Here is a 23359-nt window from a genome sequence, read left to right as displayed (position 1 = left end):
CTGCAATCGACCATCAAAGTGGCTGGCAGCTTGGCCGCTTCGAGCTCCTTGCAGGCCGAAGCGACGCTGGCTGCGTCGTAATTGGGGGCCTTGCCGCCGCGCAGAATCACATGGCAGTCCTTGTTGCCCTTGGTCTGCACGATAGCGACTTGGCCGTTTTTATGCACCGAGAGAAAATGATGGCCGCGCGACGCCGCCTGGATCGCATCGGTGGCGATGCGGATATTGCCGTCGGTGCCGTTCTTGAAGCCAATCGGAGCCGACAGACCCGAAGCCAGCTCGCGGTGCACCTGGCTTTCGGTGGTGCGCGCGCCAATCGCGCCCCAGGCAATCAGGTCGCCGATGTACTGCGGCGAAATCACGTCTAGAAACTCGCTGCCCGCCGGCAGGTTTAGGCGGTTGATGTCGATCAGCAACTGGCGCGCAATGCGCAGGCCTTCGTCAATGCGGTAGCTTTCGTCAAGGTAAGGGTCGTTGATCAGCCCCTTCCAGCCGACTGTGGTGCGCGGCTTTTCGAAGTACACGCGCATGACGATCTCCAGCGTGCCGGCGTATTTCCTGCGCTGCTCGCTCAAGCGGCGTGCGTATTCCAGCGCGGCCATCGGATCGTGGATAGAACAAGGGCCGATCACCACCAGCAAGCGGTCGTCCTTGCCGGCGATGATGTTGTGAATGTTGTGACGGGTCTGGGTGATCAGCGTTTCAACAGCCGTGCCTTGAATTGGAAAAAAGCGGATTAAATGCTCGGGAGGGGGTAACACGGTGATGTCCTTGATGCGTTCGTCGTCGGTCTCGCTGGTTTTTTCGACATTCGCATACCAGCTGTCCTGGGTCGGACTGTTGGAGGTGGCTTTGGCATTCATCACAGACTTCCTTTTCAAGTTTCAGACAATTTCACGAATCAATACACAACATCAAAACAGGAACGCACAAAAAAAAACCGCCGGGCGTCCGGCGGTTTTTTGAGATTTGTTGAGTTACTTTTAACAGCTTACGCAAGGATCTCTCTACCGCCGAAGGCGTTTGAGAACCAGAAGTAAGCAAAATAAAACTTCACGAATTGCATAGTTTGACTGTAGCACACCCTGACAAACGCAGGTCCACCTGCACAGCGGTGACCTGTCGCCACACGGACCGCAAATTCAGGCTGTGCCACCCACCGTCAAACCGTCGATTCGCAAGGTCGGCTGGCCGACGCCTACCGGCACGCTCTGGCCTTCCTTGCCGCAAGTGCCGACACCGCTGTCGAGCCGCATGTCGTTGCCCATCATGGTGACACGCGTCAGCGCGTCAGGGCCGTTACCGACAATCGTCGCGCCTTTCACCGGATAGAGAATCTTGCCGTTTTCAACCCAGAATGCCTCGCTTGCCGAGAAGACAAACTTGCCCGAGGTGATATCGACCTGGCCGCCAGCAAAATTGGTCGCGTAAAGGCCTTTTTTGATGCTGGCGACGATTTCTTCGGGCTGCCTGTCGCCACCCAGCATGTAGGTGTTGGTCATGCGCGGCATCGGCACATGGGCGTAGCTCTCGCGCCGGCCATTGCCGGTGGGTTTGACCTTCATCAGGCGCGCATTGAGCGAGTCCTGGATATAGCCCTTCAGGATGCCGTCTTCGATCAGCACATTGCGCTGACTAGCGTGGCCTTCGTCATCAACATTGAGTGAGCCGCGGCGGTCGGCAATCGTGCCGTCATCGAGCACCGTCACGCCTTTGGCCGCCACGCGCTGGCCAATGCGGCCTGAAAATGCGCTGGAGCCCTTGCGGTTGAAGTCGCCCTCCAGGCCATGGCCGATGGCTTCATGCAGCAAGATTCCAGGCCAGCCGGCTCCCAGCACCACCGTCATTTCGCCGGCGGGCGCGGCGCGTGCGTCCAGATTGGTCAGCGCCGCGTTCACGGCGTCATCGACATACTGGGCAATCTGGGCGTCGTCGAAGTAGTCCAGGCCAAAGCGGCCGCCGCCGCCGCCCGAGCCGACTTCGCGCCGGCCCTTTTGCTTGGCAATCACGGTCACGCTCAGGCGCACCAGCGGGCGCACATCGGCGGCCAGCGTGCCGTCGGCGCGCGCCACCATCACGACGTCGTACTCGCTGGCCAGCCCGGCCATCACCTGCACGATGCGCGGATCTTTGGCTTTGGCGAGCTTTTCGACTTTTTCGAGCAGTTTGACCTTGGCTGTACTGCCCAGCGTCGCAATCGGATCGATTCCCCGGTAAAGCGAGCGGCTGCTGGCGATTTTGCGGGAAGGCGTTTTAACGCGGCCGGCCTTGCTGGCGGCCGAAATGCTGCGCACGGTACGCGCCGCGTCGAGCAGCGAGGCTTCGGAAATATCGTCGGAATAGGCAAAAGCGGTTTTTTCGCCGCTGACGGCACGCACCCCGACGCCCTGGTCAATGCTGAACGAGCCGGTTTTGACGATGCCCTCCTCCAGGCTCCAGCCTTCGCTGCGGGTGTACTGAAAATACAAATCGGCGTCGTCAACGCCATACGAAGTAATTTCGCCAAGGGCTCGGTTCAACGCCGCGTCAGTCAGGCCAAACGGCTCAAGGAGCAGTTTTTGCGCAATCGCCAGGCGCCCGGAGGTCGACTCCTGGGTGGGCCGCACCAGTGCCCGCCCTCCCACATGGGTTTGACGAACGGACGCGGTAGCAGAATTGAGTGAGGTCATTTGATTATTGTAGGCAGTCTGCCCTGAACGCGGGCTGTTAATGCCAGTTCTGCCTGAATGCACAAGGCCGGCGTGCCTTGCAGTACGCGGTGCTACAGCCTGCCGACCCTGACGATGCTCTTTCTTTCAAGGTTTGCGGCGGATTGAACAGCTTGCCAGCCGGCTTGCCCACCGGCCAAGTACTTCATGGCAGAGCCCAACGCAAGGTCAGGCGAAGTTTTACTTCCCTTCGCAGAAATCCGCCGCAACTCGCATCAGGTCTGCATCAGGCGCCGCGCCTTGGCAATTGACATCAGCATGCCAACCGCCAGCCCCAGCGTCACCATGGCGGTTCCGCCATAACTGATGAAAGGCAAGGGAACCCCGACCACGGGCAGGATGCCACTGACCATGCCCATGTTGACGAAGGCGTAAGTGAAAAAAATCATGGTCAGCGCACCGGCCAGCAAGCGCGAAAAAAGGGTAGGCGCATCCACCGCGATCGCCAGGCCGCGCAAAATGAGGAAAATGAAACCGGCGATCAGCAGCAGGTTGCCAACCAGGCCAAACTCTTCGGAGAAAGCGGCAAAAATAAAGTCGGTCGTGCGTTCCGGAATGAACTCCAGATGCGTCTGCGTGCCCGCCATGAAACCCTTGCCAAACACGCCCCCCGAGCCAATCGCAATCATGCCCTGGATAATGTGAAAACCCTTGCCAAGGGGGTCACGCGACGGGTCCAGCAATGTGCAGATGCGCTGCTGCTGGTAGTCGTGCAGGACGGGCCAGCGCATGCCGTCGGCACACAGCTGAGGTTCAAACCAGACGATCAGAAAAACGCCGAGCAGGCCCAGCAGAACCGGCGGCGCGATCAGCTTCCAGCTCAGCCCGGCAAAAAAAATCACCGCCAGGCCGGCGCTCAGCACCAGCAGGGAAGTCCCCAGATCGGGTTGCTTCATGATCAGCCCGACCGGAAGCGCCAGCAGCACGACGGCCGCCACGAAATCCAGCGGACGCAACTGGCCTTCGCGCTTCTGGAACCACCAGGCGAGCATCAGCGGCATGGCTATTTTTAAAATTTCACTGGGCTGGATCACCACACCGACGTTGAGCCAGCGCTTGGCTCCTTTTTTTGTGATGCCAAACACGGCCACCGCCACCAGCAGGGAAACACCGGCAATGTACAGCGGCACGGCAAATACCATCAGGCGCTGCGGCGGAATCTGCGCCACCACAAACATGATGGCCCCGGCAATCAGCATGTTGCGGCCATGGTCGGCAAAACGCGTGCCGTGGTCATAACCCGATGAATACATGATAAGCAGACCGGCACAGGCCAGCAGGAAAACCGCAAACGCAAGCAAGCCATCAAAGCCCTGAAGCATGGGAAGGGTGCGCTGGTACAGGGAAGGTTTGTCGAAAACGGCGGACATGCTGCAATTATCGGTCAGCCTGACCCCGGCACGTCGAAGGGCTGCGATCGTGACAGCTGCTGGCTGCTGGCTGCTGGCTGCTATTAATTCGATAGCTTACAAATACCGTAATTATTGGACCAGCGCCAGTTTTACCGTAAATTTTCAGTGAAAACCCGCGTCAATAGCGCTGACCGGTCACCAGCAGGGCCAGCCGCATCAGGGCATAAGCCGTCCAGCCCTGGAGACGCTGGCCCAGCGGCCGCCGGCTGTATGACGCAGGATCCATGCGCTGCCCGTGACTGACCACCGCCTCCTGCAGGCGGCCCCTCAAGTCCCGAGCGAAAGCGCGGTCTTCAACCACCACATTGGCCTCTCGCGCCAGCAGCAGGCTCAGCGGGTCGAGATTGGACGAGCCCACCGTCGCCCAATGGTCATCCACCACCGCCACCTTGGCGTGGAGAAAACTGGCCGAGTATTCATGAATTTCCACGCCGGCGGCCAGTAACGCACCGTAGACCGGCCGCGTCGCGTGGTATTGCATGTAGTACTCGTATTTCCCCTGCAGCAGCAACGTCACGCGCACGCCGCGTTTGGCCGCCCTGATGAGCGCGCGCCGCAATTTTCCGCCGGGCAGGAAGTAGGCGTTTGCAATGATGATGTCCTTGCGCGCCTTGCCGATCGCCTTGCGGTAGGCGCGCTCGATGCTGTTGCGGTTGCGCAAATTGTCGCGCAGGATCAGCGCTGCCTTTGGGCGTGGCCGGTCGTTTGCCAGGGCCGCCTCCGGGCCAGGCGGTGTGGCCAGCGCGTTGGTGTCGGTACGTCCGCCGTAGCCGGCAGCCTTGAATTCCTCCCAGGCATCACTCAGATGCCTCTGGCGGGCGCTGTAGCCTGCCTGGACACGCCACCAGAGCAGGGCCACGGCATCGGTCGCCTCCATCGCTAGCGGCCCCGTCACCGCCACTGCAAAATCGAAGCGTGCGGCCTGAAGTTCGCCATGGTTGGGATCGTGGAAATCGTCCAGCACGTTGATGCCGCCACAAAAAACCACGTTCTGGTCGACCACGCAGAGCTTGCGGTGCAGCCGGCGCCAGCGCTCGGGTACCAGCAGGGCCCAACCGGTTGCCAATGGCGAGTAAGCACACCATTCAACTCCCGCTGCGGCAAATTTCTCCCGCCACTGTTGGGGCAGGGGCTGCGTGCCAATGGCGTCAACCAGTATCTGCACCGCAACACCCCGTGCGGCAGCCCTGACCAGCGCGTCGGCTACTTGGGCCCCGGCGCCATGAAAATCAAAAATATAGGTTTCCAGCTGAATCCAGCTGGCCGCCGAGTCGAAAGCCTTGATCAGCGCGGGAAACAAGGCCTGACCACCCTGAAACAATTGCAAGGTCTCGGATTTGCTCAGTGGCGACATGAAGGTGCCTGATGGGCAGGATGGACAGACAAGCCACTTAAACCTAAACCAGCAGCATCCGTCCTGCTCATGCGGTTTGGGCGAAAACCCCCCGGCGGGCGGCCTTGGCGACTCAAGGCACAAACCTGGGCAGCAGCAGGATGGCCTCGGCATTGGACGGGGAGAAGCAGGCATCTGCCGCCGCCCGCTGCGGCAACCACTTCCATGCGACGTGTTCACGCGGATGCAGCGTCACGTCACAGCGCCGGGGCAGGCACAGGCCGAATACATGCTCGGTATTACGAGTTACGCCAAGCGCGTAACGGTGACGCCAGACGGGATAAATGTCGTAAACATTCGAGATCGCCCAGTCACGCCATCGAGCTGGCGAAGCGGCAAGACCGGTTTCTTCCCGCACTTCGCGCCGCGCGGTCTGCAGCAAAGCCTCGTCAGCTGAATTTTTGGAGCCAGTGACGCTTTGCCAAAAACCCGGCTGGTCGGCGCGCTCGATCAAGAGCACGTCAAGCTGCGGCGTATGGATGACCACCAGCACCGACTCGGGGATCTTGAACGCTTTCAAGGTCGTCCCCGTGGTGATTCAAAAATGTAAATGTTACTGAGCTGGAGCAGGACCGCGCAGGCGGATATGCAGTTCTCGCAACTGCTTCTCGTCCACCGGGCTCGGTGCGTGGGTGAGCAAGCACTGCGCACGCTGGGTTTTGGGGAAGGCAATCACGTCACGGATCGAATCGGCTCCGGTCATCATGGTCACGATGCGGTCCAGGCCGAAGGCCAGTCCACCATGTGGCGGCGCGCCGTATTGCAGGGCGTCGAGCAGGAAACCGAATTTTTCCTGCGCCTCCTCAGGGCCGATCTTCAGGGCATCGAAAACCTTGCTCTGCACCTCGGCCTGGTGGATACGGATTGACCCGCCGCCCAATTCCCAGCCGTTGAGCACCATGTCGTAGGCCTTGGAAATGCAACGCCCCGGATCGGTATCCATCCAGTCCTCATGACCGTCTTTCGGGGCCGTGAAGGGATGATGCACCGCACTCCAGCGCTGACCCGCTTCGTCGAACTCGAACATCGGAAAATCAACCACCCACAACGGCCGCCAGCCCTTGATGAACAAACCGCTCCTCAGGCCTAATGCGCTGTGCCCGACCTTCAGTCGCAAGGCGCCTATGCTGTCATTGACCACCTTGGCCTTGTCGGCACCAAAAAACAGGATGTCGCCATTCTGCGCACCTGCGCGCTGGAGTATTTCGGCAAGGGCGGCATCGTGAATGTTCTTGACGATGGGGCTTTGCAGCCCTTCACGCCCCTTGCTGATGTCGTTGACCTTGATCCACGCCAGGCCCTTGGCGCCGTAGATCTTGACGAACTCGGTGTAGCCGTCAATCTCGCCACGGCTCATTTCCGAACCCCCCGGCACGCGCAGCGCCACCACACGGCCGCCCGGCGTCGTGGCCGGCGTGCTGAAAACCTTGAAGTCCACGCCCGCCATGACATCGGTCAGCTCCGTGAACTCCAGGTTGACGCGAAGATCAGGTTTGTCGGAACCATAACGGTGCATTGCCTCGGCATAGGCCATGACCGGAAACTCACCCAGGTCGGTGTTCAGCACGGTCTGGAAAATGTTGCTGATCATGCCCTGGAACATGTCGCGGATTTCCTGCTCGCCCATGAAGGACGTCTCAATATCGATCTGCGTGAATTCGGGCTGGCGGTCGGCGCGCAGATCTTCGTCGCGAAAGCACTTGGTGATCTGGTAGTAGCGGTCAAAACCCGCGACCATCAGCAGCTGCTTGAACAACTGCGGGCTTTGCGGCAGCGCGAAAAACATGCCTTCGTTAACGCGGCTCGGCACCAGGTAGTCACGCGCGCCTTCAGGCGTGCTCTTGGTCAACATGGGGGTTTCGATGTCAATGAAACCGTTGGCATCGAGAAACTTGCGCGTTTCCATGGCCACGCGGTAGCGCAGCATCAGGTTGTTTTGCATGTACGGGCGGCGCAGGTCCAGCACCCGGTGCGTCAGCCGCGTCGTCTCCGACAGGTTGTCGTCATCAAGCTGGAACGGCGGCGTGACGCTGGGGTTGAGCACGATCAGCTCATGACATAGCACTTCGACCTTGCCGCTTTTCAGGTTGTCGTTGGTCGTGCCATTAGGGCGCGCGCGCACCACGCCCCTGACTTGCACGCAAAACTCGTTGCGCACGTCTTCGGCGGTCTTGAACATGTCGGCGCGATCCGGGTCGCACACCACCTGCACGTAGCCTTCGCGGTCGCGCAGGTCAATAAAAATTACGCCGCCATGGTCGCGTCGGCGGTTGACCCAGCCGCACAGGCTGACGGTTTGGCCCATCAGGCTCTCGGTTACCAAACCGCAATAGGTTGAACGCATTTGAACCACTTGTTTATCAGCGATAGCCATAAAAATACTCGAATTGTCGGCGCTGCTGCGCCGTTTACATTGGGGGATTCAGCGGTGACGTGGCCGGCCTTGAAGGAACGACGACACCCATCGAAATGACGTAGGTGAGGGCTTCGTCGACACTCATCTTGAGCTCGATGCACTCGGCTTTCCTGAGCATCACGAAGTAGCCTCCCGTGGGATTGGGAGTTGTCGGCACATAAACACTGAGATACTCACCCGGCAAATGGTTAATTACGTCGCCGCCAGGCACGCCAGTCAGGAAACCGATGGTCCAGACACCCTCTCGCGGCCACTGTACCAGCAAGGCCTTGCGGAAGGCGTTGCCATTCTCTGAAAACAGCGTGTCGGAAACCTGCTTCACGCTCGAATAGATGGACCGCACAATGGGAATGCGGTGCAGCAGCAAATTACCCCAGTGGCCCAGTTTCCTGCCCAGAAAGTTGCTGGCGATAGCACCCATCAGCAAAACAATCGCCAGCATCAGCAATACGCCGAAACCTGGAATGTGAAAGCCCAGCAGCTTGTCAGGGTGCCAGGCGGCGGGCAAGATCAACAAAGTCTGATCCAGCGTGCCAACAATCCAGTTAAGCACCGCCAGGGTGATGGCCAGCGGCACCAGTACCAGCAATCCTGCCAGCAGCCATCGGCGGATCGAGCTCATCATGAAGGCTTGGAAGACGTGTCGCCGCTCGATGCCTTGCTGCTGCTGGCGGGCGCTGCCGGCGGAGCTGCTGTGGCGGGAGCCGCAGTGGTGGCGGGGGCAGGCGCAGTTGCCGTGCCCGTTTCGCCGGCTTTACTCTCGCCGCCGGCAGCCGCGCCCGGCTGCGCATCAGCATTTTTGGCGGCGGATGCGCCGCCGTCGCCGCGAAAATCCGTCACGTACCAACCCGAACCCTTGAGCTGAAAGCCGGCGGCGGTAAGCTGCTTTTTAAAGCTTGACGCACCACATTGCGGGCAGTCGGTCAAAGGCGTATCGGACATTTTTTGCAGGACGTCCTTGGCATATCCGCAGGACTCGCATTTATAAGCGTAAATTGGCATGGTTGCTTGAGCTGGTGTCTGGCGAGCTTCCGCCGACACGGGGCAGGCGGTACAAAGCCTTCAATTATAAGGCTTGCCCTTTCGCACAGCGCAGGAACGCTAGATCAACCCGTGGCGGCAGCATGCGGCTGGCGCAAGCGGCTCAAAACACGCGAATTCTGACGATAAACTGCATGACCATCAAACCCAGAACAAAACCCAGACCGCCATAAATAAGACTTTGCAGCAGCTTGTTGGTCCGTTTTTGTTCGAGCAGCAACTCCTCGATCTGCCGCCGGCTGGGTCCAGGGCTTGCTTTCAGGAACTGGGCCAACAGCCGCGGCAGTGTCGGCAACAGTTTGGCGTAAGTTGGCGCTTCGGCCTTCAGCTGGGCCAGCAATTTTTCGGGACCGACTTGCTCCAGCATCCACCTTTCAAGGAAGGGCTTGGCGGTGCTCCAGAGGTCAAGGTCGGGGTCGAGTTCGCGCCCCAGGCCTTCGATGTTGAGCAGTGTTTTTTGCAGCAATACCAGCTGCGGCTGGATTTCCACCTGGAAACGGCGAGAAGTCTGAAACAGCCGCATCAGCACGAGTCCGAGCGAAAGCTCCTTGAGTGGACGGTCAAACATGGGCTCGCAACAGGCGCGAATGGCCGCTTCGAGCTCATCGACGCGCGTGGCGGCCGGCACCCAGCCAGACTCGATATGCAGCTCGGCCACGCGTTTGTAGTCGCGTTGGAAAAATGCGCTGAAATTTTGCGCCAGATACTCCTTGTCGACTTCGGTAAGGGTCCCGACAATTCCGAAGTCGAGCGATATATAGCGGCCAAATGTTGCCGCCGCCAGGCTGACCTGGATGTTGCCCGGATGCATGTCGGCATGAAAAAACCCGTCGCGAAACACCTGGGTGAAAAAAATCGTGACGCCGTCGCGGGCCAGTTTTTTCATGTCCACGCCGGCATCGCGCAAACGCTGGGTCTGGCCGATGGGCACGCCGTCCATACGCTGCATCACCATGACGTCAGGCATGCAATAGTCCCAGTACATCTCGGGAATCAGCACCAGATTGAGGCTCTGCATGTTGCGGCGCAGTTGTGCCGCATTGGAGGCTTCGCGAAGCAAATCGAGTTCGTCGTGAAGATATTTATCAAACTCCGCCACCACTTCCCGGGGTTTGAGCCGTTTGCCGTCCGCCGACGCGCGCTCGACCCAGCCAGCCATCATGCGCATCAGCGCCAGATCTTTCCTGAAAGCCCCCACCATATTGGGTCTGAGCACTTTGACGGCCACCTCGCGGCCACCGGGCAATGTCGCAAAATGGACCTGGGCAATCGAAGCGCTGGCGACCGGCGTGTGCTCAAAGCTCTCGAAGATCTTGTTCAGCGGCCTGCCAAAAGCTTTTTCGATAATGGCCACCGCCACGGCGGACTCGAAGGGGGGCACCCGGTCCTGCAGGCGCGCCAACTCATCGGCAATATCAGGCGGCAGCAAGTCGCGCCGGGTCGACAGCACTTGGCCGAACTTGACAAAAATCGGACCGAGCTGCTCCAGCGCTTGGCGCAGGCGCTCACCGCGCGGCGCCTTCAGATTGCGCCCCAGCGATACGACGCGGGTCAGCAGCCTGATCCAGGGTTTTTCAAAGCTGGACAACACCAACTCGTCAAGACCAAAGCGCAGCATGGTCCAGACAATGAATACACCCCTGAAAATCCGGCTCATGCAGCGGCCTTGGGAGTGGGGGGAGTTCCCGGGCCTTTCGCCTCGTTTGATTCACTAACCGTGGCGGCGGGGTTCGCCCCAAGATCGGGATATTTACCGGCCTCCGTCACGCTTGCATTGCCCGCCTCACCCGTCACGACGCTGCCTGCGGAGAAAGCGCCCGGCACGGATTGCGCGGCGCGTTCTCCCGCTGGCTGCGAAACATTCGGGGACGACGACGAGGAAGAAAAGGCGGACAGTGGCCCGCTTGCCAGAAACTGCTTCAGGCCAGCCAGCAGTCGTCGCCCGACATCAGCCAGTGCGTGGGCCGGGCCATCCCCGATCAGGTGGGACAAATCTTCTTCCGCGTCCCAACGCAGATTCTCTGCCAGCCAGCCGACCTCGGCTGCCAGTTGCACGTCGCCTTCGATCTTGACCGGCGGAGGCTTGCCCGACAAAGCCGATTGCAGCACGACTAAAGGCGACTCTGCAGCCACCGACAGTACGAGATCGGGTTTCGCAGCAGGCGGCGCCCGATCAACCAGTCCGGCTGGTGTTACTATTAAATCAATAGCAAAAAGACCCCATCGAACCTGGACAACACGGCCTTTTTGTCGCAAAAGACGATTTTGCGCCTGTCTTTCCTGCAGCAGGACGTGGTTCAAAAACAGCACCAGCCGCTGCTGCGCCTCATCAACCGCCCAGGCGGGTGGCTGAAAACGGGCGGCGACGGACTCCAGAAATGAGAAGGGGGACGTGTTATTCATACGCTCCCGATTTTGCAGCAGATTGGAGAATCGTTCACGCCGGCCAGTGCCATGCTGCGCGAGAAACCAGTTTAAGCCGCCAATTGGCTTGACCGGACCGCGCGAGCAACCACCCTTTCGGCGCGCGGGAGGCTACCCGGAGCGGCTGACCGTGGAGGCTATTGCAATGCCTGTACGCCAGCAACCAGCCAGCCGCCGTTGCCGTTACGGGGTTTGGTCATGTTCCAGACTTCCCGGAACGGACTGGCGCTGACCGAAGCGTCCTCACGAATCATGCCCGAGAACTCCACGCTGGCCATGTAAGTGTCGCTCAGCTCTTCGATGCCAAGCAGCTGCGCGTTCAGCATCACGACCTCGGTTTTATTGGTGACCCCGCCCGTGTGGGACTCGCGGTCTGCCAGCTGGGTCCTGATCTGCTCCAGCATGTCATCGGTCATCATGGCGCGCAAATTCTGGATGTCAGAGCGGTCCCAGGCGTCCTGCAGCGTCACGAAATTGGCCTTGCTGGCCTTGAGGAAACCTTCGGCATCAAACCCGGCAGGTACCCCCCAGGATTGCGATCCGGCCAAGCCTGAACCAATCATGGAGCCGGTGGCAGGAGCTGCCGCAGTCGCATCAAAAGCCGTTGCGCTGCGCTCCCAAGGACGGGCAGAAGCGTCGTTGCCAACATTGGCGGGGCTGTAGTTGCGCGGCGTTGTGGCCTCGGCTGCATTGCTTGCGCCCTGAAACGCAAAAGGCGGCTGCGCGCGAGCTGCACCTGCGGCATTGGCGCCGCCACCCTTGAGTTTGCGCATGATGAATCCAATCACCACCATCACCACCAGCGCCAGCAAGGCAAACATGATGATCTGGCTGAACGCGCCACCCAGACCCAGCGACGACGCCAGCCAGGCCAGGCCCAGGCCTGCAGCCAGGCCGCCAAGCATGGCGCCCCAGGGTTTTCTGGGTGCCACGGGAGCAGGCGTGGCGGCTGGCGCCGCCGGCTTGGCAGCCGCATTGCTGCCCGCTGGTGCCGCCTGGCGCTGCGTCACGTTGGACGACTGTTTGCCGAACGACGAGCCACCGCCCAGCCGCTTTGCATCAGCAGCCGTTCCAGACAAGGCAAGGGTTACCGCAAACACCGCAGAAAAAATTACCGGCCAAATTTTCATATCGTCTCCTTAATCACACTATCGACACTATCCTCACTCATCACAGAACCTGATCGCAGCATGACGCATGCGCCCAGCTTCAACACTTGATTCCAACATGCAATGCCGCTACGCCGCCCGACATATTGTGATAGTCCACATGACCAAAACCAGTATTTCGCATAAGGGCTTTGAGTTCTTCCTGGCCCGGATGCACGCGAATCGATTCAGCAAGGTACTGATAGCTTGAATCGTCGTTGGCCACCAGCTTGCCGAGTTTGGGCAGTACCTTGAACGAATACCAGTCGTAAATCTTTTCCAGCGGCCTGGCAATTTTTGAGAATTCCAGCACCAGCAGCCTGCCGCCGGGCTTGAGCACCCGGTTCATCTCGCGCAGGGCGCCGTCCTTGTGCGTCATGTTGCGCAGGCCGAAAGCCACCGTGACCAGGTCAAACCTGGCATTGGCAAACGGCAGATGTTCTGCATCGCACACGACGGTTGGCAGGCTTACGCCCGCGTCGAGCAGTCGGTTGCGTCCTTCCAGAAGCATGGCTTCGTTGATGTCAGTGTGGACGACACATCCGCCGGGTCCGACCTTGGGCGCAAACGCCAGCGCCAGGTCGCCCGTTCCGCCAGCAATATCCAGCACCTGCTGGCCTTCCCTGACATCGGCCACCAGCACGGTGTAGGCCTTCCAGGCACGGTGCAAGCCCAGAGACATCAAGTCGTTCATCACATCGTACTTGGGCGCAACGGAGTCGAACACGCTGCGCACCCGGCGGGCCTTGTCCTGCTCGTCAACCGATTCAAAACCGAAATGAGTAGTTGTCATAAGTTCGATGCTAGGCGGCAAAGCGCCCTATGGTCGCGACAAGCCCTGAACAGCACAGGGGCATTGCGCGGTTTATGCTGAAAAAACAACAGTCGTCCAGATCAAAGATATCCTGCCATCAGTGTCAGTGGCTACTGCAACCCTGGCCACCCGCCGCATTCATCAGCGCGTCGCGCTCCACCCCTGCTGCTTGCAGCCGTTGCTGGTAGTTGTCCCACAAACTGGCTTGATTAGCGCCAAGATGGTAGAGATAGTCCCAGGTAAAAAGGCCGCTCTCGTGGCCATCGGAAAACACCGGCTTGACCGCGTAATTGCCGATCGGCTCCAGCTCGACAATCAGCACTTCGCGCTTGCCGGTCTGCAAAATTTCCTGGCCCGGGCCGTGACCCTGAACTTCAGCAGAGGGGGAATAGATGCGCATCAATTCAAAAGGGATCCTGAACTGGGCGCCATCCGAAAAGGCGACTTCGAGAATGCGCGACTGGCTGTGAACCGTCAGCGCCGTGGGGGTTGGTGACCCTGCTTGAAGACCTGCCATGGGGATTTTTCACTTTCCGGAAATAGGGTTGATCGCTTCAAAGCGCCATTTTCTCAGCAATTAGCCGGTTGATATCAATGCAGCGCGAGGCGATATCCGCGACCTTTGCCGGCTCGGGCTGACGCTGCGGCGCTGCCCAGACGGGCGCCGGAAAGTGGCTATCCCAATCGAAACGCGCAATCACGTGCCAATGCAGGTGCGCGACCAGGTTGCCGAGCGCTGCCAAGTTGACCCTGGCGGGCTGAAGCTCGCTTGACAGAACCTTCTCGACCACCACGACGGCGTGCATGCAGGTTTCACGCTCGGCGGCAGACAGGTCGGAAAACTGGGACACATGCCGATTCCAGACCACACGGTAAAACGCTGGAAAGCCGGCTTCGCTGGCCTGAATCACCCGAAACTCTGCATTGCGGTAAACCAGCAGGCCGCCATCGGTTTCGCACAGAGAGCAAGGGACAAGCGCGGCAACCGCAGCCGCCAACGCTGGGCCGCCGCAAGCAAGGCCAGCTCCTTCGGAGGACGGTGAGCTGCACGCCATTGGAAGAGTGGAGGCCATACGGCTAGACCAGCACCCGTTCGATGCCGCCGTGGTTGGCCGCCGCCACGTAGTCGGGCAGCCATTCCTTGCCGAGGAGCTGGTTGGCCATTTCGACCACGATGTAGTCGGCTTCCAGCAAGCCGTTTTGCAAGTCGTTGCCGTAACGCGTCAACCCCTGCAGGCAGCTTGGGCAGCTGGTGAGAATCTTGACGTTGCCGGTCTCACTGACAACGCCCGAAGCCCGTAACTCCGCTTCACCCTTGCGGATTTCTTCTTCCTTGCGAAAGCGCACCTGGGTCGCGATGTCCGGCCGCGTCACGCCCAGCGTGCCCGATTCGCCGCAACAGCGCTCACTTTTCAGAACATGGTCACCAATCAGCGCCTTCACCGTTTTCATCGGGTCGCCCAGCTTCATCGGGTTGTGGCAGGGCTCGTGGTAGAGAAAGCCGGGCTGGCCGGCAGGCAGGGTAATGCCCTTTTCAAGCAGGTATTCGTGAATGTCAATGATGCGGCTGCCCGGGAATATCTTGCCGAACTCATACCCCTGCAGCTGGTCGTAGCAGGTACCACAGCTCACCACCACCGTCTTGATATCAAGGTAGTTCAGCGTATTGGCGACCCGGTGAAAGAGCACCCGGTTGTCGGTAATCATCTTCTCGGCCTTGTCAAACTGGCCGCTGCCGCGCTGCGGATATCCGCAGCACAAATAACCCGGCGGCAGCACCGTCTGCACGCCAGCATGCCAGAGCATGGCCTGCGTTGCCAAGCCGACCTGGCTGAACAGGCGCTCGGAGCCGCAGCCGGGAAAATAGAACACTGCTTCGGTTTCCGCCGTGGTATTTTTCGGATTGCGGATGATGGGAACGTATTCCTTGTCTTCAATATCCAGCAAGGCACGCGCGGTCTTTTTAGGCAAGCCACCCGGCATCTTTTTGTTGATGAAGTGGATGATCTGTTGCTTGACCGGCGCCTTGCCCACCGTAGCGGGCGGAAGCGCGGTCTGTTTTTTGGTCAGCGACCGCAGCACGTCATTGGCTGCGCGCTGCGCCTTGAAGCCGATATCGACCATGGCGCTGCGCATGAACTTGATGGTTTGCGGATTGGTGGCGTTGAGGAAAAACATCGCCGCTGCATTGCCGGGCCTGAACGACTTCTGGCCCATCTTGCGCAGCAGGTTGCGCATGTTCATTGACACCTCGCCAAAGTCGATGTCCACCGGGCAGGGGTTCAGGCACTTGTGGCACACCGTGCAATGGTCGGCCACGTCTTCAAACTCTTCCCAGTGTTTGATGCTGATGCCGCGCCGCGTCTGTTCTTCGTACAGGAAGGCTTCGACCAGCAGCGAGGTCGCCAGAATCTTGTTGCGCGGGCTGTACAGCAAATTCGCGCGCGGTACATGCGTGGCGCAAACCGGCTTGCATTTGCCGCAGCGCAGGCAGTCCTTCACGCTGTCGGCAATGGCGCCGATGTCGCTTTGCTGCATGATCAGCGACTCATGGCCCATCAAACCGAAGCTGGGCGTGTAGGCATTCGTTAAATCAGCCTGTAGTCCATGTGTTTCGGGCGCAAGCAACTCCTGATTTCGCAGCAACTTGCCTTTGTTGAAGCGCCCTTCGGGATCTATTCTGGCCTTGTAATCGGTAAAAGGCTGCAACTCTTCATCGGTCAAAAATTCGAGTTTGGTGATGCCGATGCCGTGCTCGCCGGAAATCACGCCGTCGAGCGAACGCGCCAGCACCATGATGCGCGCCACGGCCTCATGCGCGGTTTGCAACATCTCGTAGTCATCGCTGTTGACCGGCAAATTGGTATGCACATTGCCGTCGCCCGCATGCATGTGCAGCGCCGCCCAAACGCGGCCCTTGAGCACGCGCTTGTGGATGGCGCTGCACTCTTCAACAATGGGTTTGAAAGCATTGCCGGAAAAAATCACCTGCAAGGGGGCGCGGATCTGGGTTTTCCAGCTGGCGCGCAGCGTGTGGTCCTGCAGCCCCGGGAAATGCAGAGCCACACCCTGCAGCCAGCCGACCCAAAGATTGCGCACGTCGGCAATCAGCGCCAGCGCCTGCGCCACCCGCTCTTCCAGCAATTCGGCGGAAGGGATGTCGTTGGCGTCCTCGGCTTTCCCCAGGGGCAGGTTGCCCTGGCGGAAAAACACTTCCAGCGAATCGCACAGCTTGATCTTGTTACGCAGGCTCAGCTCGATGTTGATTCGCTCTATCCCATCGGTGTACTCGGCCATGCGCGGCAACGGAATCACCACATCTTCATTAATCTTGAAGGCATTGGTGTGACGCGAAATCGCCGCCGTTTTTTTTCGGTCCAGCCAGAATTTCTTGCGCGCCTCCGGGCTGATGGCAACAAAGCCTTCACCGTTGCGCGAGTTGGCGATGCGCACGATTTCGCTGGTGGCGCGGGCCACCACATCGGCATCGTCACCGGCGATGTCGCCAATCAGCAGCATTTTGGGCAGGCCGCCGCGCTTGGACTTGGTGGCATAGCCGACCGCGCGCAGGTAGCGGTCGTCAAGATGTTCCAGCCCCGCCAGGATCGCGCCACCGCGCTTTTGCTCGGCGAACATGAAGTCCTTGATTTCCACGATGCTGGGCACGGCATCTTTGGCATTGCCGAAAAACTCCATGCAAACGGTGCGGGTGTGCGCCGGCATGCGGTGCACGATCCAGCGAGCGCTGGTAATCAAACCATCGCAGCCTTCTTTCTGGATTCCCGGCAGGCCGCTCAGGAACTTGTCGGTCACATCCTTGCCCAGGCCTTGCTTGCGGAAAGTCCTGCCGGGAATGTCGAGCCGCTCGGTCCGGATCGGCGTCTTGCCATCGGCTTCAAAATAATTTAGATCAAAACTCGCCATCTCGGCGTCGTGGATCTTGCCCAAGTTGTGGCCGACCCGCGTGACTTCGAGCCACTGGGCATCAGGCGTCACCATGCGCCACGAGGCCAGGTTGTCCAGCGCAGTTCCCCACAGCACGGCTTTTTTGCCGCCAGCGTTCATGGCGATGTTGCCGCCTATGCACGAAGCTTCCGCCGAGGTCGGATCGACCGCAAAGACAAAACCGCCACGCTCGGCCGCATCGGCCACGCGCTGCGTCACCACGCCGGCTTCGGTCCAGACCGTCGCCACCGGCTTGTCCAGACCAGGCAGGAAAACCGTTTCCACTTCGGTCATGGCTTCCAGCTTTTCGGTGTTGATGACGGCTGATTTCCAGGTCAGCGGAATCGCGCCACCGGTGTAACCCGTGCCGCCGCCGCGCGGAACAATCGTCAACCCCAGTTCGATGCAGGCCTTGACCAGTCCGGCCATCTCGGCTTCGGTATCAGGTGTCAGAACCACAAAAGGATATTCGACCCGCCAGTCGGTCGCATCGGTCACATGCGACACCCGCGACAGGCCGTCAAACTTGACGTTGTCCTTGAGGGTCAGCTTGCGCAGCTTGCGTCCGGTCTGCCTGCGCAGGTTGGCAACTTCCTCGAACGATGCGGAAAACCGGCTTACCGCCGCCCTCGCACCCTGCAACAGCTCGCCGACGACGTCATCGCGCTCGCTGTCGGCATCCGGAGTACGGCGTTTTTCGATCTCAGCCAGCCGGTGCTGTAGGGCCTCCACCAGCATTTTTCGGCGTTTTGGATTTTCCAGCAGGTCATCCTGCAGGTAGGGGTTGCGCTGAACCACCCATATATCGCCCAGCACTTCGTACAGCATGCGGGCGGAACGGCCGGTATGCCGTTCGCCGCGCAGCAAGTTGAGCAAAGCCCAGGCCCCTGCGCCGAGCAACCTAATCACCACTTCCCTGTCAGAAAACGAAGTGTAGTTGTAGGGAATCTCGCGGATGCGCGCTTCGGTATGCTTTGCGTCAGAGGCAAAAACGTTGAGTTGTTGGAGGGTAGTAGGGGCGTTCATCGTGAAAATTCAGTGGCTTCGGACCCATGCCCAGCGCTATTGCCCAATATTATCGCAGCGCGACATTGACCGGGCAGGCGCCAGAATGACCTCATGGAAACCCCGATTGTCCAAAAACCGGCCCGCCGATTAAATCGGTCTGTCACAAATTGTCCTTAGACTGCCCTGTTTACATTTCATCAGGAGACTCAATGAAGATCCGCCTATCCACCCTCGCGCTCGCTGCATTCACGCTCTGCGCACCACTGGCAAGCCAGGCCCAGACAGAAATCCAGTGGTGGCATTCGATGACTGCGGTCAACGGTGAATGGGTCAACGACCTGGCCAGACAATTCAACGAGAGCCAGAAAGATTACAAGATCGTGCCGACCTTTAAAGGCACTTACGACGAATCGATGACGGCTTCCATCGCGGCATTCCGCGCCGGCAACGCCCCGCACATTCTGCAGGTGTTCGAGGTCGGCACCGCCACCATGATGGCCAGCAAGGGCGCCATCGTCCCGGTGGGCAAGATCATGAAGGACGCTGGCGAGAAGTTCGACCCCAGCGACTACATCTCCGCCGTCGCCGGTTACTACACAGCGCCAAATGGCCAGATGCTGAGCTTCCCGTTCAACAGCTCGACCACCATTTTTTACTTCAACAAGGATGCTTTCAAGGCGGCCGGGTTGCCGACCGACAAAGCGCCGGCCACCTGGCCTGAGGTCGTGGCCGCTGCCGCCAAGCTCAAGGCCTCCGGCCACAAGTGCCCGTTCACCACCGCCTGGCAGGGCTGGACCCAGCTGGAAAGTTTCTCCTCCTGGCACAACGTCGAGTTCGCGACCAGGAGCAACGGGCTGGCCGGCCTTGACGCGCGCATGAAAATCAACTCGCCGCTGCATGTGCGACATGTCGAGAACCTGGCCAATATGGCCAAGCAGGGCCTGTTCGTCTATAAAGGCCGCGGCAACGTTCCGGAAGCAAGCTTCGTGTCGGGCGAATGCGCCATGATCAACACCTCCTCGGGCTTCTACGGCAACGTGGCCAAGAATGCGAAGTTTGCCTACGGCCTAGCGCCCCTTCCGTACTATCCGGATGTGCCTGGCGCGCCGCAGAACACAGTCATTGGCGGCGCCAGCCTGTGGGTCATGTCGGGCAAGCAGCCGGCCGAATACAAAGGTGTCGCCAGGTTTTTCAGCTTCATCTCGACGCCTGAAGTCCAGTCGGCCAGTCACAAACGCACCGGCTACCTGCCGATCACCACGGCCGCCTATCAGCTCACTGAAAAGTCGGGCTTCTACAAGGAAAATCCGGGCACTGACGTCGCCGTGACGCAGATGATCCGGATGGTGACCGACAAGAGCCGCGGCATCCGCCTGGGCAACTACGTTCAGGTGCGCGCGATCGAGGACGAAGAACTCGAACAGGTCTGGAACGGCAAGAAGACGGCTAAGGAAGCCCTCGACACGATCGTCAAACGCGGCAATGAGCAGCTCGAACGCTTTGAAAAAGCCAACAAAGGCCGATGAACTGAGCAGTAGCAAAAAGGCCCGGCTACAGGGCTAAACTCAGCCCGCCCTGTCCGCTTGTGCAAAAAAAGTGCGTCAGGGCGGGTTTCCTATTGATAAGGCCTTATGGAAAAACGCGTCGTCTTTCGCTCAAGCTGGCTGCCGTGGCTGTTGCTCGCGCCGCAAATGGCGGTCATCCTGGTGTTTTTCTTCTGGCCCGCAGCGCAGGCCCTGCTGCAGTCGCTTCAACAGCAGGACCCTTTCGGCACCTCGGTCGAGTTCGTCGGACTGGCCAACTTCCGGCAGCTGTTCGAGGATCCGAGCTATGTGGAGTCGTTCAAGACCACCGCACTGTTCTCGGTACTCGTGGCCGGCATAGGCATCAGCCTGTCGCTGCTGCTGGCCGTCTTTGCCGACCGCATCGGGCGCGGCGCCACTTTCTACAAGACCCTGCTGATACTGCCCTATGCCGTAGCACCCGCCGTGGCTGCCGTGCTGTGGGTGTTCATGTTCTCGCCCTCACTCGGCGTCATGGCTTACGCGCTCGGAAAAATGGGCATCGACTGGAACCATCTGCTCAATTCAGGCCACGCCATGACGCTGATCGTGATGGCCTCCATCTGGAAACAGATTTCCTACAACTTCCTGTTTTTCCTCGCCGGCCTGCAATCCATTCCGAAATCGCTGATCGAGGCGGCCGCCATGGACGGCGCGCGGCCGTGGCGCCGCTTCTGGACGGTGCAGTTCCCGCTGCTCTCGCCCACCACCTTTTTTCTGCTGGTGATCAACGTGGTTTACGCGTTCTTTGACACGTTTGCCATCGTCGATGCCGCCACGCAGGGCGGTCCGGGCAAAGACACGGCGATTCTGGTCTACAAGGTTTATTACGACGGCTTCAAGGCGATGGACCTGGGCGGCTCGGCCGCGCAATCGGTCGTGCTGATGGTCATCGTGGTGGCCCTGACGATCGTCCAGTTCCGTTATGTCGAGAAAAAGGTCCAGTACTAGATGATCTCCAAAAAACACGTGAATGTCTGTTCAGCCGGGGCCGCGGAACTGGCTTTGCCAAGCCGCAGGCGCAGCGGCTCCCTCGGGGGGCAGGGCGCTACACGCAGTGAGCAACCGTGGGGGTCATGCCATGGTTGAAAAACGCGGACCGCACGGCATCTTGGCGCACGTCGTGGTGCTTCTGGGCGTCTTCATTGTCGCCTTCCCGCTGTACCTTGCATTTGTCGCTTCAACGCATACGGCGCAGGAGATTGTTCAGGCTCCCATGCCGCTGCTGCCGGGCACGCACCTGTGGGAGAGCTACAAGTCCGCGCTGTTCGGCCGGGTGGCCAGCGCCGGCTCGAATGCGCCGGTGGCACACATGATGTGGGTCAGTTTTGTCACCGCCATGGTGATCGCAGTCGGCAAGATCGCGATTTCGCTGCTGTCGGCGTTTGCCATCGTCTATTTTCGTTTTCCGTTCAAGAAGATTTGCTTCTGGGCCATCTTCGTCACGCTGATGCTGCCGGTCGAGGTGCGCATCCTGCCCACTTACAAGGTGCTGTCGGACCTGAACATGCTGAACACCTACGCGGGCCTGACGGTGCCACTGATTGCCTCAGCCACTGCCACCTTTTTGTTTCGCCAGTTTTTCCTGACAGTGCCCGATGAACTGGTCGAGGCCGCGCGCATGGATGGTGCCGGTCCGATGCGTTTTTTTTGGGACATTTTGCTGCCGCTGTCGAAAACTTCAATTGCCGCGCTGTTCGTGATCCAGTTCATCTATGGCTGGAACCAGTACTTATGGCCACTGCTCGCAACGACCAGCGAAGACATGTATCCGGTGGTGGTCGGCATCAAACGGATGATCGCGGGCGGCGACGGGCAGAACGAATGGAACGTGGTCATGGCAACGGCCATTCTGGCCATGCTACCGCCCGCGCTGGTCGTCGTGCTGATGCAGAAATGGTTCGTCAAGGGCCTGGTTGACACCGAAAAATAGACCAGAAAAATAAGAAAACAGGCGCATATCAATGGCATCGCTCTCCTTCAAAAACGTCGTCAAGCGCTATGGCACCGGCAAAAACACAGTCCCGGTGCTGCACGGCGTCAGCGCTGAAATCGCCGACCACGAGTTCATCGTCATCGTCGGGCCTTCAGGCTGCGGCAAATCGACCCTGCTGCGCATGGTCGCCGGGCTCGAGGAAGTGACCGAGGGAGAAATCTCCATTGGCGGCAAGGTGGTCAATGAGCTGGAGCCGTCCGAGCGTGACATCGCCATGGTGTTTCAGAACTACGCGCTCTACCCGCACATGAGCGTGTTCGACAACATGGCTTACGGCCTGAAGATTGCCAGGGTGCCCAAGGAGGAAATCAGGACGCGCGTGGACAAGGCCGCCAAAATCCTTGAACTCGGGCAGCTGCTCGGACGCAAGCCACGCGAGCTTTCCGGTGGCCAGCGCCAGCGTGTCGCCATGGGCCGCGCCATCGTACGCCAGCCGCAGGTTTTTCTGTTTGACGAGCCGCTGTCCAACCTGGACGCCAAACTGCGCGTGCAGACGCGGCTTGAAATTCAGAAACTGCACCGCGAACTCGGCATTACCTCGCTGTTTGTCACGCATGACCAGGTCGAAGCCATGACGCTGGCCCAGCGCATGATGGTGATGAACGCCGGCCGCATGGAGCAATTCGGCACGCCAGAAGAGGTTTACAACCGCCCTGCCACCACTTTCGTCGCCAGTTTCATGGGCTCGCCGCCCATGAACCTGCTCAGCAATGCGCCCAATACCGACTTCGGCGGCGCACCCGGCGCTATCCTGGGCATACGCCCCGAACACCTGCTGGTTGGCAGCACAGGCTGGAAGGTCGTGGTCGACACCATCGAAATGCTGGGCGCCGAGCGCCTGCTGTACTGCCGCATGGGCGACGAGTTTTTGATCGTCCGCACCGATGAAAGCCTGTCGTCCGCGCCGACGATCGGCGAAACGCTGCATGTCACGCCGCGTCCGGATCGGCTGCACTGGTTCAACTCGACAACGGGCCAGCGCCTGTGACCGGACCTGTAAAAAGAGCGCCAGAAGTGCCTGATCCCGACAGCCACGGGTTCAGCGCCGAACGCTCTTGCGAAGCAAAGCCAGCGCTCTCGATGGACAGCGCAGCACGCATGGCGGCCAACGTGGGAGCAGTTCCAGGCCAGCCAGAGCCGCGGAACCGGCTTCGCCGGGCTGCAGGCGCAGCATCCCCCCCGGAGGGCAGCGAACCACACGAAGCGGGGAGCGTGGGGGCTCCCACCTTTTGGCCCTACCCGTTCTGGATTGCCCACCGGGGCGCCGGTAAACTCGCGCCCGAAAACACGCTTGCCGCCTTCCGGCTGGGCGCGCGGCACGGCTACCGGATGTTTGAGTGCGATGTCAAACTCAGCGCCGACGGCGTACCCTTTTTGTTGCATGATGCAACGCTGGAACGCACGACCAGCGGCCACGGCGTGGCCGGCAAACAGCTCTGGCAGGCGCTGGCCCGACTTGACGCGGGGGGCTGGCACTCGCGCAGCTACGCGG

The 23359-nt window shown here is 59.9% G+C and carries 20 protein-coding genes; 5 read left to right on the top strand and 15 right to left on the bottom strand.

Translation table 11 applies throughout. The annotated features are described in order from the left end of the window. The 15 genes from HHJ19_RS00960 to HHJ19_RS00890 form a co-directional block, all read right to left on the bottom strand. A partial coding sequence (locus HHJ19_RS00960) for a 3-deoxy-7-phosphoheptulonate synthase (protein WP_296903266.1) occupies nucleotides 1–863 on the bottom strand: 863 nt, incomplete at its 3' end. A 279-nt stretch (nucleotides 864–1142) separates the two neighbouring features. Beyond that, complete coding sequence (gene tldD / locus HHJ19_RS00955; RefSeq protein WP_296903265.1) at nucleotides 1143–2669, bottom strand: metalloprotease TldD; 1527 nt, start codon at nucleotides 2667–2669, stop codon at nucleotides 1143–1145. A gap of 254 nt (nucleotides 2670–2923) precedes the next feature. Continuing rightward, the gene (gene rodA, locus HHJ19_RS00950; RefSeq protein ID WP_296903263.1) at nucleotides 2924–4078 is read right to left on the bottom strand and encodes a rod shape-determining protein RodA; all 1155 of its coding nucleotides are present in this window, start codon (nucleotides 4076–4078) and stop codon (nucleotides 2924–2926) included. Nucleotides 4079–4238: 160 nt separating this feature from the next. Continuing rightward, a complete protein-coding gene (clsB, locus tag HHJ19_RS00945) occupies nucleotides 4239–5474 on the bottom strand; it encodes a cardiolipin synthase ClsB (RefSeq protein WP_296903261.1) in 1236 nt (411 codons plus the stop codon). A gap of 112 nt (nucleotides 5475–5586) precedes the next feature. Beyond that, nucleotides 5587–6033: a dihydroneopterin triphosphate diphosphatase gene (gene nudB / locus HHJ19_RS00940; RefSeq protein ID WP_296903259.1), complete on the bottom strand. Its 447-nt coding sequence runs from the start codon at nucleotides 6031–6033 to the stop codon at nucleotides 5587–5589. A 33-nt stretch (nucleotides 6034–6066) separates the two neighbouring features. Further along, entirely contained in the window at nucleotides 6067–7887 is a 1821-nt protein-coding gene (gene aspS / locus HHJ19_RS00935) for an aspartate--tRNA ligase (RefSeq protein ID WP_296903258.1), read from the bottom strand. 34 nt (nucleotides 7888–7921) lie between these two features. After that, complete coding sequence (locus HHJ19_RS00930) at nucleotides 7922–8551, bottom strand: DUF502 domain-containing protein (protein WP_296903256.1); 630 nt, start codon at nucleotides 8549–8551, stop codon at nucleotides 7922–7924. Beyond that, entirely contained in the window at nucleotides 8551–8931 is a 381-nt protein-coding gene (locus HHJ19_RS00925) for an FmdB family zinc ribbon protein (protein ID WP_296903255.1), read from the bottom strand. The genes HHJ19_RS00930 and HHJ19_RS00925 overlap by 1 nt, the downstream gene beginning before the upstream one ends. 142 nt (nucleotides 8932–9073) lie before the next feature. Continuing rightward, entirely contained in the window at nucleotides 9074–10627 is a 1554-nt protein-coding gene (gene ubiB, locus HHJ19_RS00920) for a ubiquinone biosynthesis regulatory protein kinase UbiB (RefSeq protein WP_296903253.1), read from the bottom strand. Then, entirely contained in the window at nucleotides 10624–11373 is a 750-nt protein-coding gene (locus tag HHJ19_RS00915) for a hypothetical protein (protein ID WP_296903251.1), read from the bottom strand. The genes ubiB and HHJ19_RS00915 overlap by 4 nt, the downstream gene beginning before the upstream one ends. A gap of 158 nt (nucleotides 11374–11531) precedes the next feature. Continuing rightward, nucleotides 11532–12524 carry a Tim44 domain-containing protein gene (locus HHJ19_RS00910; RefSeq protein ID WP_296903250.1) on the bottom strand — a complete coding sequence of 331 codons (993 nt, stop codon included), beginning with the start codon at nucleotides 12522–12524 and terminating at the stop codon, nucleotides 11532–11534. Nucleotides 12525–12603: 79 nt separating this feature from the next. Further along, nucleotides 12604–13335, bottom strand: coding sequence for a bifunctional demethylmenaquinone methyltransferase/2-methoxy-6-polyprenyl-1,4-benzoquinol methylase UbiE (ubiE, locus tag HHJ19_RS00905; RefSeq protein WP_296903248.1), 732 nt, complete (start codon nucleotides 13333–13335; stop codon nucleotides 12604–12606). 124 nt (nucleotides 13336–13459) lie between these two features. Further along, a complete protein-coding gene (locus tag HHJ19_RS00900; RefSeq protein WP_296903246.1) occupies nucleotides 13460–13873 on the bottom strand; it encodes a DUF971 domain-containing protein in 414 nt (137 codons plus the stop codon). A gap of 37 nt (nucleotides 13874–13910) precedes the next feature. Then, nucleotides 13911–14429: an HIT family protein gene (locus HHJ19_RS00895; protein WP_296903244.1), complete on the bottom strand. Its 519-nt coding sequence runs from the start codon at nucleotides 14427–14429 to the stop codon at nucleotides 13911–13913. 4 nt (nucleotides 14430–14433) lie between these two features. Beyond that, nucleotides 14434–18327 (bottom strand): DUF3683 domain-containing protein, encoded by a 3894-nt coding sequence (locus HHJ19_RS00890; protein WP_296903242.1) that lies wholly within the window; start codon nucleotides 18325–18327, stop codon nucleotides 14434–14436. A gap of 191 nt (nucleotides 18328–18518) precedes the next feature. On the opposite strand from HHJ19_RS00890, the gene ugpB reads away from it, so the two are divergent. From ugpB to HHJ19_RS00865, 5 genes are all read left to right on the top strand, one after another. After that, nucleotides 18519–19835, top strand: coding sequence for a sn-glycerol-3-phosphate ABC transporter substrate-binding protein UgpB (gene ugpB / locus HHJ19_RS00885; protein WP_296903241.1), 1317 nt, complete (start codon nucleotides 18519–18521; stop codon nucleotides 19833–19835). A gap of 105 nt (nucleotides 19836–19940) precedes the next feature. Beyond that, entirely contained in the window at nucleotides 19941–20822 is an 882-nt protein-coding gene (gene ugpA, locus HHJ19_RS00880; RefSeq protein WP_296903239.1) for a sn-glycerol-3-phosphate ABC transporter permease UgpA, read from the top strand. Between the two features lie 130 nt (nucleotides 20823–20952). Further along, a complete protein-coding gene (gene ugpE / locus HHJ19_RS00875; RefSeq protein ID WP_296903237.1) occupies nucleotides 20953–21804 on the top strand; it encodes a sn-glycerol-3-phosphate ABC transporter permease UgpE in 852 nt (283 codons plus the stop codon). A 31-nt stretch (nucleotides 21805–21835) separates the two neighbouring features. Beyond that, nucleotides 21836–22855, top strand: a complete 1020-nt coding sequence (locus HHJ19_RS00870; protein WP_296903235.1) for a sn-glycerol-3-phosphate import ATP-binding protein UgpC — start codon at nucleotides 21836–21838, stop codon at nucleotides 22853–22855. 26 nt (nucleotides 22856–22881) lie between these two features. Further along, a partial coding sequence (locus HHJ19_RS00865) for a glycerophosphodiester phosphodiesterase family protein (protein WP_296903234.1) occupies nucleotides 22882–23359 on the top strand: 478 nt, incomplete at its 3' end.

The sequence above is a fragment of the Polaromonas sp. genome, assembly GCF_012927415.1.
In the GTDB taxonomy this organism is placed as follows: Bacteria; Pseudomonadota; Gammaproteobacteria; order Burkholderiales; family Burkholderiaceae_C; genus Polaromonas.
Note: the sequence above shows the minus strand (reverse complement) of the source record. Positions and strands in the feature narration are given on the sequence as shown.